Here is a 13,154-nt window from a genome sequence, read left to right as displayed (position 1 = left end):
ACACCAACCGGGGCAACAATGGCGGATCCATATTCGACGCTCGGCGTGGCGCGGGGCGCCTCCGAGGCGGACATCAAGAAGGCGTATCGCAAGCTCGCCAAGGAGCTGCATCCCGATCGCAACAAGGACAATCCCAAGGCTACCGAGCGCTTCAGCCAGGTGACTTCAGCCTATGATCTGCTGAACGACAAGGACAAGCGCGCACGCTTCGATCGCGGCGAGATCGACGGTGACGGTAATCCCGCCTCGCCCTTCGGTGGCGGCTTTGCCGGCGCGCGCCCCGGCGGCGCGGGCGGCTTTCGGTCGCAGGATTTCGGCACGGCAGCCGAGGGCGTCGACATGTCCGACATCTTCGAAGGGCTGTTCGGCGGGCGTAGCGGCGCAGCCGGCCCCGCTGGCGGCTTTGCGAGCGGCTTCGGCCGACGCCAGGCGCCGCCTCCCAAGGGCGCCAACGCCGCTTATCGCCTCCGCGTCCCCTTCGTCGACGCCGCCGCGCTTGCGCCGCAGCGCGTGACGCTTGCCGACGGCAAGACGATCGATCTCAAGCTCCCCGTCGGTGTCGAGTCCGGCACGCAGATGCGCGTTCCCGGCAAGGGCGAGCCCGGCCCCGGCGGCGCGGGCGATGCGATCGTCACGATCGACGTCCAGCCGCACCGCTATTTCACCCGCGACGGCGACGACGTGCGGCTCGACCTGCCGATCACACTGGTCGAAGCGGTGAAGGGTGGAAGCATCAAGGTGCCGACGGTCGAAAAGCCAGTGATGCTCACCGTGCCCAAGGGCACCACGTCGGGACGAACGCTGCGCCTGAAGGGCAAGGGCTTCCATAAGAAGGACGGAACACGCGGCGATCAGCTCGTCACGCTCATGATCGACGTGCCCGCGGACGATGCCGCGCTCGCCGCATTCGTCGATGGTTGGTCCGCGCCGGGGAACCCGCGCACCGAGATGGGCGTCTGATCTCCTGCAACATCAGGGGGATGTGTTAGTGGACGACGCGACAATCGCCTTGACGCCGGAAGATCGCGGCCATCATCGACACGCGCACGTCCACCTCAATCGTCAGCTCGCCAAGGTAAAGCCCGGCAGTTACGCGTACGAAGTGATGAAGCGCGCCGGCATCGGCGTTTATACCGATGGCTTCATCCACGCGGGTAACCTTGCCTATCTTGCGCTGATGACGGTATTTCCGTTCTTCATCGTCGCCGCGGCGGTCCTGTCGATCTTCGGCCAGAATGCCGAAACGCGCACCGCGGTCGAATCATTCCTCCACGTCCTGCCGCCCAATGTCAGCGACATCCTGCGCAAGCCGATTTCCGACGTGCTCACCGCGCGCACCGGATCGCTGCTCTGGTTCGGCGCGCTCGTCGGGCTCTGGACGGTCGGCAGCTTCGTCGAGACGATCCGCGAGATCTTCCGCCGCGCCTATGGCACGACAAGTTCGCAGGCGCTGTGGCGCGCGCGGCTGGGGCTCAGCCTCGGGATCGTCGCCTCGGTGATCCTCGCACTGGTGTCGTTCCTGGTGCAGGGCATCCTCACCGCGGCGGAACAGTTCATATACAAGCTGCTGCCCTGGGCACAGGACGTCGCCGGCTGGATCGGGATCAGCCGTGCGATCCCAGGTCTCGTGATGTTCGGCGCGCTCTACATGCTGTTCTACTTCGTCACGCCGAGCAAATATCGCTATTCCACCAATCGCAAATGGCCGGGCGCACTCTTCACCGCGGCCTGGTGGATCGGCATGACCGCCGGCCTCCCGCTCGTCCTGTCGAGTCTCGGCGGCTACGATCTCACCTACGGCAGTCTTGCGGGCGTCGTCGTGATGCTGCTGTTCTTCTACCTGATCGGTCTCGGACTCGTCTTCGGCGCGCATCTCAACGCGGCACTGGCGGAACCGCCCGAGACGGGTCTAGAGGGGGTGCCCACCCAGACGGGAACGAAGGCGACATTGTGAACGCATTGATGGCAGGCAAACGGGGGCTCATCATGGGCCTCGCCAACGACAAGTCACTCGCCTGGGGGATCGCCAAGAAGCTGTCCGAGGCTGGCGCGGAGCTCGCCTTCAGCTACCAGGGCGAGACGATGGAGAAGCGGGTTCGGCCGCTCGCCGAGCAGCTCGGCACGCCGCACCTGTACGATTGCGACGTCAGCGACATGGCCGCGCTCGACGCCACCTTCGCGAAGCTCGCCGAGACTTGGCCGACGATCGACTTCGTCGTCCACGCGATCGGCTTTTCCGACAAGAACGAGCTGCGCGGCCGTTTCGTCGATACCAGCCTCGACAATTTCCTGATGACGATGAACATCAGCGTCTATTCGTTTGTCGCAGTGTGTCAGCGCGCCGCGCGGATGATGCCCGACGGCGGCAGTCTGCTGACGCTCAGCTATTACGGCGCCGAAAAGGTGATCCCGCATTACAACGTGATGGGCCTCGCCAAGGCCGCGCTTGAATCCAGCGTGCAATATCTCGCGGTCGATCTCGGCCGCGACAACATCCGCGTCAACGCGATCTCGGCCGGCCCGATCAAGACGCTCGCCGCGAGCGGCATCGGCGATTTCCGCCTGATCCTGAAGTGGAACGAGCACAATTCGCCTTTGAAGCGCAACGTGACGATCGACGACGTCGGCGGCGCCGGCCTGTACCTGCTGAGCGATCTCGCCAGCGGCGTGACCGGCGAGATCCACCACGTCGACGCTGGTTATAACGTCATCGGCATGAAGGCAGAGGACGCACCCGACATCGCGCTGGTGTGATCTTTACTCCTCTCCCCTTGGTGGAGAGGAAGGGGCCCGCCGCGCAGCGGTGGGAAGGTGAGGGCCAGTGGCAAGCTCAAGGTTCACCAAAGACGACGGCACCATCGGCCGAGCCCGCGCCCTGCGCCGCAACGCCACCCCAGCAGAAGCCCGCCTCTGGTCGATCCTCCGCAACAGCGCTCTGGAAGGCGCCAAATTCCGTCGCCAGCAACGCATCGGCCCGTACATCGCCGATTTCGTCTGCCAGTCAGCCCGCCTCGTCATCGAAGTAGACGGCGACACTCACGCCACGCCGGAAGCGATCGCTCACGACGCGAAACGCACCGCCTTCCTCCACCACGAAGGCTACCGCGTCCTCCGCTTCTCCAATGCCGACGTGATCCAGAACGTCGAAGGCGTCGCCGCCACGATTACCGCCCATCTCTAACCCTCACCCTCCCACGCCGCTCCGCGCCGCGGGCCCCTCCCTCTCCCCCACGGGGAGAGGGCCCAAATCTCCTCTCACCTCGGGGGAGAGGAAGGGGCCCGCCGCGAAGCGGTGGGAAGGTGAGGGCCTGCGAACACCCCATCTGTCCTACCCGCCCCCGATCTGCCACTAACCCGGAATGACGATCCCCCGGCCCGCCACAAACCCGCGCGACACCCTCAACATTGTCAACATTCGCAGTTGGGCAGCATGAGCTGGAACACCTTCGGCCGCGTATTTCGCTTCACCACCTGGGGCGAGTCCCACGGCCCCGCGCTCGGCGCCGTCATCGATGGCTGCCCCCCGGGCATTGCGCTCACCGAAGCCGATATCCAGCCGTGGCTCGACAAGCGCCGCCCCGGCACCTCGCGTTTCACCACCCAGCGCCGCGAGCCGGATCAGGTCCGCATCCTCTCGGGCGTGTTCGAAGGTAACACTACTGGTACCCCCATAAGCGTGATGATCGAGAACATTGACCAGCGTTCGAAGGATTATTCCGAAGTCGCGCAGGCCTACCGCCCCGGCCACGCAGACTATGCCTATGACGCCAAATACGGCTTCCGCGACTATCGCGGCGGCGGGCGGTCGTCCGCGCGCGAAACCGCCGCACGCGTCGCGGCCGGCGCCATCGCCCGCGCTGTGATCCCGCAGGTCCGCGTTCGCGCTTGGGTCGAGGCGATCGGCGGCGACGCGATCGATTATGCTGCCTTCGACGACGCGCTGATCGATGCAAACCCGCTCTTCTGCCCCGATCCCGCCGCCGCCGCGCGCTGGGAGGAAAAGGTCGATGCCGCGCGCAAGTCCGGTTCCTCGCTCGGCGCAGTCGTCGCGTGCGAGGCCACCGGTGTACCCGCCGGCTGGGGCGCGCCGCTCTACGCCAAGCTCGACAGCGAACTTGCCGCTGCCGCCATGTCGATCAACGCCGTCAAGGGCGTCGAGATCGGCGATGGTTTCGCCGCCGCGGCGCTGTCGGGTGAGGAGAACGCTGATCGCATGCGCCCAGGTAATGACGGCCCGATCTTCCTCGCCAATCACGCCGGCGGGATCGCTGGCGGGATCGCGACCGGCCAGCCGATCCGGCTGCGTGTCGCGTTCAAGCCGACCAGTTCGATTCTCATACCGGTCGAAACGATCACCCGCAGCGGCGACGCGGCAGAAATCGCCACCAAGGGCCGGCACGATCCGTGCGTCGGCATCCGCGGTGCCCCGGTGGTCGAAGCGATGGTCGCGCTAGTGCTCGCCGATCAATATCTGCTGCATCGGGCACAGTGCGGCTAAGCAACTAGCAAACATACATTGCACCTTTCCAAGGAAGATCGCCGAATGCGAATCATCCTTGGCTAAACACGAGTAATGTTGACGAACCGAGCCTTAAGAGGGTTGGTCCGTTGAACTTTCCGCCGAGCGACGGGTTCTAATGACAACGGGAACACACAGGAGAGTTACCCATGAAGTCATTCACGCTCATCGCAGCAGCAGCCCTCATCATTCCGGGTGCAGCGCTCGCGCAGTCGGCGCCCGCAGGTTCTTCGTCGATGGACCCGCAGTCAACGACGACCATGCCGTCCACGACCTCGCCGTCAACGATGGAGCCATCAACGTCGTCTCCGTCAACCACGTCGAAGCGTGATCGTCGAACCAAGACGCCGAACAGCACGACCATGACGCCGCCGGCAAGTCAGACCGGCGCACCGACGATGGATCCGAGTAGCGACCCATCGACGATGTCGAGCCCGACCGATCCGACCACGACCGCACCAACCACCCCACCGCAGCGCTGATTCGATAAATTGCAAACGGGCCCGGCAGTAATTCTGCCGGGCTTTTTGCGTGTTGTCAGGAACTTGAACCGTCCTGCGGCGTCTGGTTGGCGCAAGCCAGGGGAACAAATGATGCGTCTTACGATGATCATGTTGGCCGCGTGTGCCACCGTCACGACAGCAGCGCAGGCGCAGACTGCGGACAGCATGTCGCGTCGTATCGAGCCGAACGCGATCGATCGGTCGATTGCGCGTACGCCGCTCCCCGCCCCCGACCTCGGCACGCAAGCCGAAGCCGATCGCACCCGCGCCGATCAAGCCGCTCGCGATGCCTCAGCCCGTCGCGGCGTACCCTCTTCTTCGACGATCACCGATGGTCCTGCCGGGGTGCAGCGGCTCGGCTCCGGCATCGCAGTGCCCGCGCCGACGGCGCCGCAGCTCTGAACCGAATCATGAAAGGACCATTAATCATGCGCATTGCCACCACCGCCAGCGTCGCGATCCTTGCGCTCTCAACCGCCGCGCTCGCGCAAGTCGTAGATCCATCTTCCGCGCCAACGAACAACAATGTCGCGATCGCCAACACCAGCGGTCCAGGCAATTCGGGAATGCCGGCGCCTTCCTATGACACCGCAGGTGGCGCGGACAACATGCTGGACGATTCAGCTTCCCCGCCCCCGATCGAGCCGAAGTAAGCGGGATCATCGTATCATTAACCACATCCCGTACCGCGACGGGACAGCACTGAATTCGCGCGGGATTTCTTCATAAGATCGCATTAGGCGCGCTCCAGCGCGGCACTGTCGCCGCTGCCGCTCCTGCAGGAGGCCGAGTTGAGTTACGTTGCGCTGCACCCCAGCGAGCGAGCAGCGATGCGGGCGGCCAAGCGCCCCGGCCTGCGTCGCGCCTGGCGTAAGGCAGCGCTGGTCGCCACCCCGATCGTTGCCGGTGTCGCGTTGTCAGCGCACGCCGCCATGTCGCTGATCCCGGTCGCAAAACCGCAGGCAGTGACCACGCAGGTCGCGCGTGCCAATTCCGCTCAACCCCTTATGCCGGCCATCGCTTCCCCCGGCGGCGGCGCGACGGGCACCGCCGAGCTTCCGCCAGAGCCGCTCGACCTGCCCCTGCTGATCACGCCGACCGCCTCCACCGTCACTCCGGCGCTGCCTTTCTCAACGCGCGCCGCGTCCTCGACTGACCGCGCCCGTGCGCTCGAATGCCTCACAGCCGCAATCTATTACGAGGCGGCGTCTGAATCGGACGATGGTCAGCGGGCGGTTGCACAGGTCGTGCTCAATCGCGTGCGCCACCCGGCCTTCCCCGCCACTGTCTGCGGCGTGATCTACCAAGGTTCTGAGCGCGCGAGCGGTTGCCAGTTCAGCTATGCCTGCGACGGATCGATGGCGCGCGTCCCCTCGCGCACCGGCTGGGTACGCGCCGCGCGCACGGCGGCGGTGGCGCTGGCGGGTTATGTCTTCACTCCCGTCGGGCTCGCCACGCACTATCACACGTTCGCAGTCACCCCGTCGTGGAACCGCACGCTGGTGATGACCGACGCAATTGGCGCGCATTTCTTCCATCGCTGGAAGGGCTATTGGGGCACCCCGCTCGCGTTTCGCCAGAGCTACACTGGTCGCGAGCCGCTCCCCGGCCCAGCCCCGCGCGCGGTGCCCATCGTGCCGATGATCGCACTCGCGCATCCAGTGCCGATCGCCCCGGCGGTGACGCCGACCGCGCAGATCCTGCCCGAGCATCGCAATAGCGGTACTGCCCTCGCGCCGGCCACGCCGCCTGCTCCAGCCGAGTCGCAAGTGCTTGATCGTTGGAAGGACTCGGGAAAGCCGTTGCGATGATCCGCCCCGACCGGCGCGTCTGAGGACTTACTCCATCCCCACACGGATCGCCGCCGCCGCAATGAACGGCGCCCCGGCGACCAGCAGCAGGCTGACCGCCGCCAGCAACTTGAGCCCCCCGCCACTGCCATCGACTGCCCCAGCCCCGAAGATCAGCAGCGGGATCGCGAGCGGCAGCATGATGATCCCGGCGATCGCCCCTGCCCCGCGCAGCCCTGCTGTAAGCGCCCCCGTCGCGACCGCCAGCGCGGCCAGCCCCGGCGTGCCGATAGCAAGCCCCGCTTCGATCGCCAGCAACGTCGCCGCATCGATCCCGAGAAGCCCCGCCGAAATCAGCGCCGCCGCCATCACCGGTGGCGCGAACGCAAGCCAATGCCCGACGATCTTCGCCGCAGCGACGCCCGCGAGCGATTGCCCGCGGACCGCGAGCTGGTCGAATACGCCAGCGTCGAGATCGGGCGCGATCAGCCGCTCGACCGGCAGAAGCGCCGCGAGCAACGCTGCCGACCAGATCACCCCGCCGCCGATCCGCGCAAGCAGCAGCGCATCCGGCCCGATCGCAAACGGAAACAGGATCGCCACCAGCAGGAAGAACCCGACCGTCAGCGTCGCTCCCCCGCCCGCATAGCCACGCCGCATCTCGCGCAACACCAGCGCGATCACGTCGCAAACTCCACGTGCCGGGCAAGATCGAGCATTGCCGCATCGGCAATCGCCAGCGGTTGGTGCGTCGCTACCACCGCAATCCCGCCCGCCGCTCGATGTCGCGCAACGGCCGCCTCGAGCAGCGTGATCGACGCCGTGTCGAGCCCCGTCGCCGGCTCATCGAGCAGCCAGAGCCCCGCACCGCTCGCAATCACGCGCGCAAGCGCCGCGCGCCGGCGCTGCCCGGTCGACAACAGCCGCACCGGCACGTCGGCGATAGGCTCGAGCGCAACGTCCGCAAGCGCGCGAGAAACGCGGCCCGCTGGGTCGGGCGTCCCGTCGAGCATCGCCCAGAACAGCAAGGCCGCGTCGAGCCGTCGTTCGCCATCCAGCGCACTTGCCTCGCCCAGCAACGCAGCGCCGCCCGTACGGGTCACGCTCCCTGCTAGCGGCGGCAGCAGGCCGGCAACCAGCCGCAACAGGCTCGACTTGCCACACCCGTTCGGCCCCGAGACGATCGCCGCCCCGCCTGACGCCAGCGACAGCGACACGCATGCGAACAGCAACCGCCCGCCGCGTCGGCAGGCGACCTCGCGCACGTCGAGCGCCGCGTTCAATCCGCCACCGCGTCCTCGAGCGCGTGCATGTCGTCGTCGCTGAGACCGAAATGGTGCCCGATCTCGTGGATCGTGACATGCGCGACAAGATCGTCGAGCCGCACCCCCGTCTCACACCATTCGGCGAGGATCGATTGGCGGTAGAGGTGGATGCGATCGGGCACCGCACCCGACTCGAATACGGATTTCTCGCCCACCGGACGCCCGTGGTACACGCCGCTGAGATCCAGCGGATGCTCGATCCCGAGGCTCGCCAGCGTTTCCTCGTCCGCTTCCTCCTCGACGATCAGCACAACGTCGCCGAGGTGCGCGCGAAACGCTGCCGGCAGCCGCGCGATGACCGTGCGCGCATGCCGATCGATCGCCGCTAGCGATGGAGGTTCGCCCGGAAGGTCTTGTCCGCTCATCGCGTCCGCCATAGGCCTTCGGCTTCGCACGCGACAAGTGTCGAACAGGGAGAGCCATATGGTCGATCAACTGAGCGAAACCGAGCGCGCCGACGCGCTCGATACCCTGCCCGACTGGGATTACGATGAAGGTCGCGATGCGATCACGCGATCGATCGTCTTCACCGACTTTGCCGAAGCGTTCGGCTTCATGACGCAAGTCGCGTTGATCGCCGAGAAGGCCGATCACCACCCGGAATGGACCAATGTGTGGAACCGGGTCGAGATCACGCTGACCACGCACGACGCCGGCGGGCTGTCCGAACGCGATGTCGAGCTCGCAACCGCGATCGACTCGATCCTCGACGGGTAAGAAGGAAGGTATCGTATGGACCTGGGATTGGCCGGCAAGGCGATCTTCGTCGCAGGCGGTAGCCGCGGCATCGGGCTTGGCATCGTCGAGGCGTGCCTCGCAGAGGGCGCTCGGGTGGCGATCACTGCGCGCGGGGCCGATGCGCTGGCCGCGACGCATGCCGATCTAGCGAACCGCTACGGTGCGCAGAGCATTCACAGCTTCGCCGGTGACATGACGGTATCGGCAGTGGTCGAAGACTCGCTTGCCGATGCCGAGACAGCGTTCGGGCCATTGTGGGGCGCAGTCGGCAATGTCGGGCTTCACCCTTGCCCGCCCGGCTTCGAGATGGCCGATGACGTCTGGCGCGGCGGGTTTGCGCAGAACCTCGACTCGGCGTTCTTCCTGGCACGCGCGGCGTTGCGCGGGATGACGGCGCGGCGCCAAGGATCGCTCGTGATGATCACCTCGATCGCGGGGCTGGCGGCCAAGGGCTCGCCGCTTACCTACGGCACCGCAAAAGCGGCGATGAACCATCTGTCGAAGGAACTCGCGGTCATCGCCGGACCCACCGGCGTACGCGTTAACGCGATCGCGCCCGGCAACATCATCTTCCCCGGCGGCGAGTGGGAAGATCGTTCGACTGGGCAGCGCGCCGAAACGTGGTGGCGCTGGATCAAGCGCGAAGTCCCGCTGCAGCGCTTCGGCCGGCCCGAGGAAATCGGCCGGGTCGCCGCGTTCCTGCTCAGCCCGATGGCAAGCTTCGTGACCGGCGCCGTGATCCCGGTCGATGGCGGGCAGGACCGTTAGGCGCCTGCCTCACAACCGATGCGACAAGGCCTCCAGCGCCGCGAAGATGCGCGTGCGCAGGCCCGGCTCGCGCGTCATCTCCAGCATCGCACTGAGGCTCGATCGTGCCCCGCGCACATCGCCGCGCAGCAGTTCGAGCCGCGCGCGTTCCCACCAACCATGGCTGTGCGACGGCGCGATCGTGGTGATTCGGCGGTACAGCGTCAGCGTGCGATCAAGCTCCCCCGCCGCCTCTGCGCGCGTCGCCTGGTTCATCAGCAGGCGAACCAAGACCGCGCGATTTGTCATCGCCGCTAGGTGCTCGCTGGTCGCCGACGCGCCGCGCCCAAGCATCCGCTCGAGCAATTCGTTGAGTTGTGGCGCCTCGACGATCCGGCCACCGGCGAAAGCATCCACCAGCACCGGCTCCACCGCCGATCCCAGCCGCAGCAGGACGTGGCCCGGCGTGTTGAGCACGTCGGCGCTCCAGCTGAGCCGCCGCGCCGCGGCAACATAGAGAATCGCGAGGCTCACCGGGAGGCCGCGACGCCGATCGAGAACACTGATGAGATCGGCGTTGCGCGCATCGTCATACGTGCGGGTATCGCCATGGAAGTCGAACTCGCCCCCAAGCACCTGCGCCAGCACCGCGGCACGGTCCGCCGCGCTCTCGGCATCGCCGCCAACGATCACCAGCCGTTCGGTCACGTCGGTGAGCAGGTCGACATACGGCGCCAGTGAAACATCGGGGTGATCGAGCTTCGCAAGTTTCAGCGCGTCGGCGTCGAGCAGGATTTCCTCATCGTCGACCAAGCCGAGATGGGCGATGGCATCTTCCATCAAATGGAGACGTGCACGGAAGCAGGGAGTTCCCCGCCGGCGCGCCGCGCTTGAGGGAAGTTAACGCACATGAACCGCGCGCCGTCGTCATCACCACGGTTCGCCGGAGAGGCGGTTTCGTCACGCCGCGGTTGCCAACGCCTCTCCCGCCCGGATCGCCTGCCCCTCCACGAGCGTGGGCATCAGCGTCGCGCCGCGCGGCAGAATGATGATGATCGTCGATCCATGCTCGAACCAGCCCATCTCTTCACCCTTGGACACCGCCGCATCGCACGCCACTCGCCCCGGCCCGCGGTCGCGCAGCAAGGCCGGCGTATCCAGGAACGTCAGCCGGATGCTTGCCACCAGGATCGCCGCAACGGGCACCAGCAGCAGCGGCATGCCATCGGCGAGCCTCGCCTCGATCACCGCGCGCTCGTTGCGGCAGAACAGCCGCTCGACGCGCTTCAACGCGATCGGATTGACGTTCCAGCAGTCCCCCGAAAGATAGGTGACCGCCTCGACGGCCAGGTCCGCCGGCGCGTGGAAGCGGTGGTACATGCCAGCGGTCAGCCGCAGCGTGACGAACTGTCCATCAGCAAAGCGTGCGGCAAGCGCCGGATCGGGCAACAGCTCGTCCAGCCGGTAGGGGAAGCCCTTTACCTGATAGGCACGGCCGTCCTCCACCGGTCCGTGTGCGCCGACGATCGCGTCGCACGGGCTCGCAATCACTGTGGGATCGGAAACGAACGACCGCGCGCCGGGGCGTAACGGCCGAACGAACGCATCGCGCAACGAGCCGAAGCTCGTCGTCGCTGAATCGGAAAGGTCGACGCCCGAGAAGAAGCGCCACGCGGCGATTGACGGCACGCGCACTGCCGGATGCTCGATCCGCGCGATCCGGCCGACCAGCCGCGTCGCCAACCGTCGTGGCAAGCGATTGGTCAGGAGAAAATTCAAGTCCTCCTGCAACACTAGCTTCATCAATGCCGAGCGGATTGTCATGCGCCCGTCACCTCCGCGCGGTGAATGGCGCCATGAACCCGATCCTTGCCGGCATCGTCGGCGGCTCCGCAGGCGCCTTGGCGCTCCACAAGGCCCGTCAGCGGCTCACGCTCTCGCGCGCCAAGCATCCCTCGCTCGGCGGCCATGTCCGCATGGCCAAGCGGGTCGCGGGGCAGATGCCGGCCTTCAGCCATGAACCCGACGCTTATTTTCAGGTCGATGGCGCCCCCGCCGAAGTCGCGCTGCGCCGCCAGGCCGGCTTCGAACGGCTCGGCGCGGTGTTCGAGCAGCGCTTCCCCAAGACGCTCGCGCTCACCCGCGAAACGCGCACCGGCCTGTCGGATCTCCAGTTCACCAGCGCCTATCGCGTGCCGTTCCCGTTCAGCAAGCGCGTGCGCGAGACCCTCGGCACTGGCGCCTTCCTCGATCGCGCCGAAGGGCCGGTCGTGATCGATCTCGACGGCAACCGACTGATCGACCTGACCGGATCGTACGGCGTCAACCTGTTCGGGTATGAGTTTTACAAGCAGACGATCGCCGAAGGCGCAGCGCTGGTGGCCGATCTCGGCCCGGTGCTCGGTGCCTATCACCCGGTCGTGGCCGACAACGTCCACCGGCTGACGGCGCTGTCGGGCATGGACGAGGTGTCGTTCCACATGTCCGGCACCGAGGCTGTGATGCAGGCGGTGCGGCTTGCGCAATACCACACGAAACGCGAGCGGCTGGTGCGCTTTACCGGCGCCTACCACGGTTGGTGGGGCGACGTGCAGCCGGGAATTGGCAACCCCGTCCCCGCCGATCGCACGCTGACGCTCGCCGACATGTCCGATCAGACGCTGGCGGTGCTCGCCTCGCGAAAGGACATCGCTTGCGTGCTGGTGAACCCGCTCCAGGCGCTCCACCCCAACGGCAGCGCACCGTCGGACAATCAGCTGGTCGATAGCAGCCGGCGCGCCGGCACCGATCTGCCCGCCTATCGCGCCTGGCTGCACCGCCTTGCGGAGACGTGCCGGGCGAACGGCATCGTCCTGATCTTCGACGAAGTCTTCATGGGCTTCCGGCTCGCCCCCGGCGGCGCTGCCGAGTACTTCGGCGTCCGGCCCGATCTCGTCACGTATGGCAAGACGCTGGGCGGCGGGCTGCCGGTCGGCGTGCTCGCCGGGCGCGCCCCGCTGATGCGGCGCTGGCGCGACGAGCGGCCGCTCGACATTTGCTTCGCGCGCGGCACGTTCAACGCGCATCCCTATGTCATGGGCGCGATGAACGCCTTCCTGCGCCGGCTCGACACGCCCGAGGTCCGCGCCATGTACGACGGCATCGACGCCCGCTGGGATGCGCGAGCGGCGCTGCTCAACGCCGCGCTTGAGGACGCGGGGGTACCAGTGCGGGTCGCGCATCTCCAGTCCGTCTGGACGATCCTGTACACGCGGCCCGCGGCCTATAATTGGATGCTGCAACATTACCTCCGCGAGCAAGGCCTCGCCTTGAGCTGGGTCGGCACCGGGCGGCTGATCTTCAGCCTCGACATCGACAATGCACTATTCGCCGATATCGTCCGTCGCTTCGCCGCGGCGGCTCGCGCAATGGCAGAAGATGGCTGGTGGGAAACGCCGGCAGGGCTGACGGACAAGTTGCTCCGGCGCAAGGTGCTGAAGCAGGCGCTGAGAGCGCGCCTAGCCCGGTAGCAACGTTCCTCCACCCGAAGCGT

The 13,154-nt window shown here is 66.7% G+C and carries 17 protein-coding genes; 12 read left to right on the top strand and 5 right to left on the bottom strand.

The window, feature by feature from the left end:
• The first annotated feature begins 18 nt into the window (after positions 1-18).
• From LLW23_RS12865 to LLW23_RS12825, 9 genes are all read left to right on the top strand, one after another.
• Positions 19-960: a DnaJ C-terminal domain-containing protein gene (locus tag LLW23_RS12865; protein WP_228945908.1), complete on the top strand. Its 942-nt coding sequence runs from the start codon at positions 19-21 to the stop codon at positions 958-960.
• 28 nt (positions 961-988) lie between these two features.
• Entirely contained in the window at positions 989-1,954 is a 966-nt protein-coding gene (locus tag LLW23_RS12860) for a YihY/virulence factor BrkB family protein (protein ID WP_408641963.1), read from the top strand.
• Positions 1,951-2,754 carry an enoyl-ACP reductase FabI gene (gene fabI / locus LLW23_RS12855; RefSeq protein ID WP_270049235.1) on the top strand — a complete coding sequence of 268 codons (804 nt, stop codon included), beginning with the start codon at positions 1,951-1,953 and terminating at the stop codon, positions 2,752-2,754. The genes LLW23_RS12860 and fabI overlap by 4 nt, the downstream gene beginning before the upstream one ends.
• Before the next feature lie 67 nt (positions 2,755-2,821).
• Entirely contained in the window at positions 2,822-3,181 is a 360-nt protein-coding gene (locus tag LLW23_RS12850) for an endonuclease domain-containing protein (protein ID WP_228945906.1), read from the top strand.
• A gap of 249 nt (positions 3,182-3,430) precedes the next feature.
• Positions 3,431-4,498: a chorismate synthase gene (gene aroC / locus LLW23_RS12845; RefSeq protein WP_228945905.1), complete on the top strand. Its 1,068-nt coding sequence runs from the start codon at positions 3,431-3,433 to the stop codon at positions 4,496-4,498.
• A 170-nt stretch (positions 4,499-4,668) separates the two neighbouring features.
• A complete protein-coding gene (locus tag LLW23_RS12840; protein WP_228945904.1) occupies positions 4,669-5,001 on the top strand; it encodes a hypothetical protein in 333 nt (110 codons plus the stop codon).
• A gap of 108 nt (positions 5,002-5,109) precedes the next feature.
• Complete coding sequence (locus LLW23_RS12835; protein WP_228945903.1) at positions 5,110-5,424, top strand: hypothetical protein; 315 nt, start codon at positions 5,110-5,112, stop codon at positions 5,422-5,424.
• 26 nt (positions 5,425-5,450) lie between these two features.
• The gene (locus LLW23_RS12830; protein ID WP_228945902.1) at positions 5,451-5,675 is read left to right on the top strand and encodes a hypothetical protein; all 225 of its coding nucleotides are present in this window, start codon (positions 5,451-5,453) and stop codon (positions 5,673-5,675) included.
• A 138-nt stretch (positions 5,676-5,813) separates the two neighbouring features.
• Entirely contained in the window at positions 5,814-6,833 is a 1,020-nt protein-coding gene (locus tag LLW23_RS12825; protein ID WP_228945901.1) for a cell wall hydrolase, read from the top strand.
• A 27-nt stretch (positions 6,834-6,860) separates the two neighbouring features.
• On the opposite strand, the gene LLW23_RS12820 is transcribed toward LLW23_RS12825, so the two are convergent.
• Genes LLW23_RS12820 through LLW23_RS12810 form a run of 3 tightly spaced genes read right to left on the bottom strand, consistent with a single transcriptional unit; the run spans position 6,861 to position 8,502 of the window.
• Positions 6,861-7,472 (bottom strand): heme exporter protein CcmB, encoded by a 612-nt coding sequence (locus LLW23_RS12820; RefSeq protein ID WP_408642048.1) that lies wholly within the window; start codon positions 7,470-7,472, stop codon positions 6,861-6,863.
• A gap of 20 nt (positions 7,473-7,492) precedes the next feature.
• Positions 7,493-8,095: a heme ABC exporter ATP-binding protein CcmA gene (gene ccmA, locus LLW23_RS12815; RefSeq protein WP_228945899.1), complete on the bottom strand. Its 603-nt coding sequence runs from the start codon at positions 8,093-8,095 to the stop codon at positions 7,493-7,495.
• The gene (locus LLW23_RS12810) at positions 8,092-8,502 is read right to left on the bottom strand and encodes a metallopeptidase family protein (RefSeq protein WP_228945898.1); all 411 of its coding nucleotides are present in this window, start codon (positions 8,500-8,502) and stop codon (positions 8,092-8,094) included. The genes ccmA and LLW23_RS12810 overlap by 4 nt, the downstream gene beginning before the upstream one ends.
• A gap of 58 nt (positions 8,503-8,560) precedes the next feature.
• Between LLW23_RS12810 and LLW23_RS12805 the strand changes: the two genes are divergently transcribed.
• Both LLW23_RS12805 and LLW23_RS12800 read left to right on the top strand, forming a co-directional pair.
• Complete coding sequence (locus tag LLW23_RS12805) at positions 8,561-8,854, top strand: 4a-hydroxytetrahydrobiopterin dehydratase (RefSeq protein WP_228945897.1); 294 nt, start codon at positions 8,561-8,563, stop codon at positions 8,852-8,854.
• A 15-nt stretch (positions 8,855-8,869) separates the two neighbouring features.
• A complete protein-coding gene (locus tag LLW23_RS12800) occupies positions 8,870-9,643 on the top strand; it encodes an SDR family NAD(P)-dependent oxidoreductase (RefSeq protein ID WP_228945896.1) in 774 nt (257 codons plus the stop codon).
• Between the two features lie 9 nt (positions 9,644-9,652).
• Here LLW23_RS12800 and LLW23_RS12795 read toward each other — a convergent pair whose 3' ends face one another.
• The gene (locus LLW23_RS12795) at positions 9,653-10,462 is read right to left on the bottom strand and encodes a SirB1 family protein (protein ID WP_228945895.1); all 810 of its coding nucleotides are present in this window, start codon (positions 10,460-10,462) and stop codon (positions 9,653-9,655) included.
• 120 nt (positions 10,463-10,582) lie between these two features.
• Complete coding sequence (asd, locus tag LLW23_RS12790; RefSeq protein ID WP_228945894.1) at positions 10,583-11,401, bottom strand: archaetidylserine decarboxylase; 819 nt, start codon at positions 11,399-11,401, stop codon at positions 10,583-10,585.
• Between the two features lie 77 nt (positions 11,402-11,478).
• On the opposite strand from asd, the gene LLW23_RS12785 reads away from it, so the two are divergent.
• On the top strand, positions 11,479-13,131 hold the full coding sequence (locus LLW23_RS12785) for an aminotransferase class III-fold pyridoxal phosphate-dependent enzyme (protein ID WP_228945893.1): 1,653 nt from the start codon (positions 11,479-11,481) through the stop codon (positions 13,129-13,131).
• Positions 13,132-13,154: the final 23 nt, after the last annotated feature.

The organism is Sphingomonas radiodurans, assembly GCF_020866845.1.
GTDB lineage: Bacteria > Pseudomonadota > Alphaproteobacteria > Sphingomonadales > Sphingomonadaceae > Sphingomonas > Sphingomonas radiodurans.
This window is presented reverse-complemented; position numbering and strand designations above follow the sequence as displayed.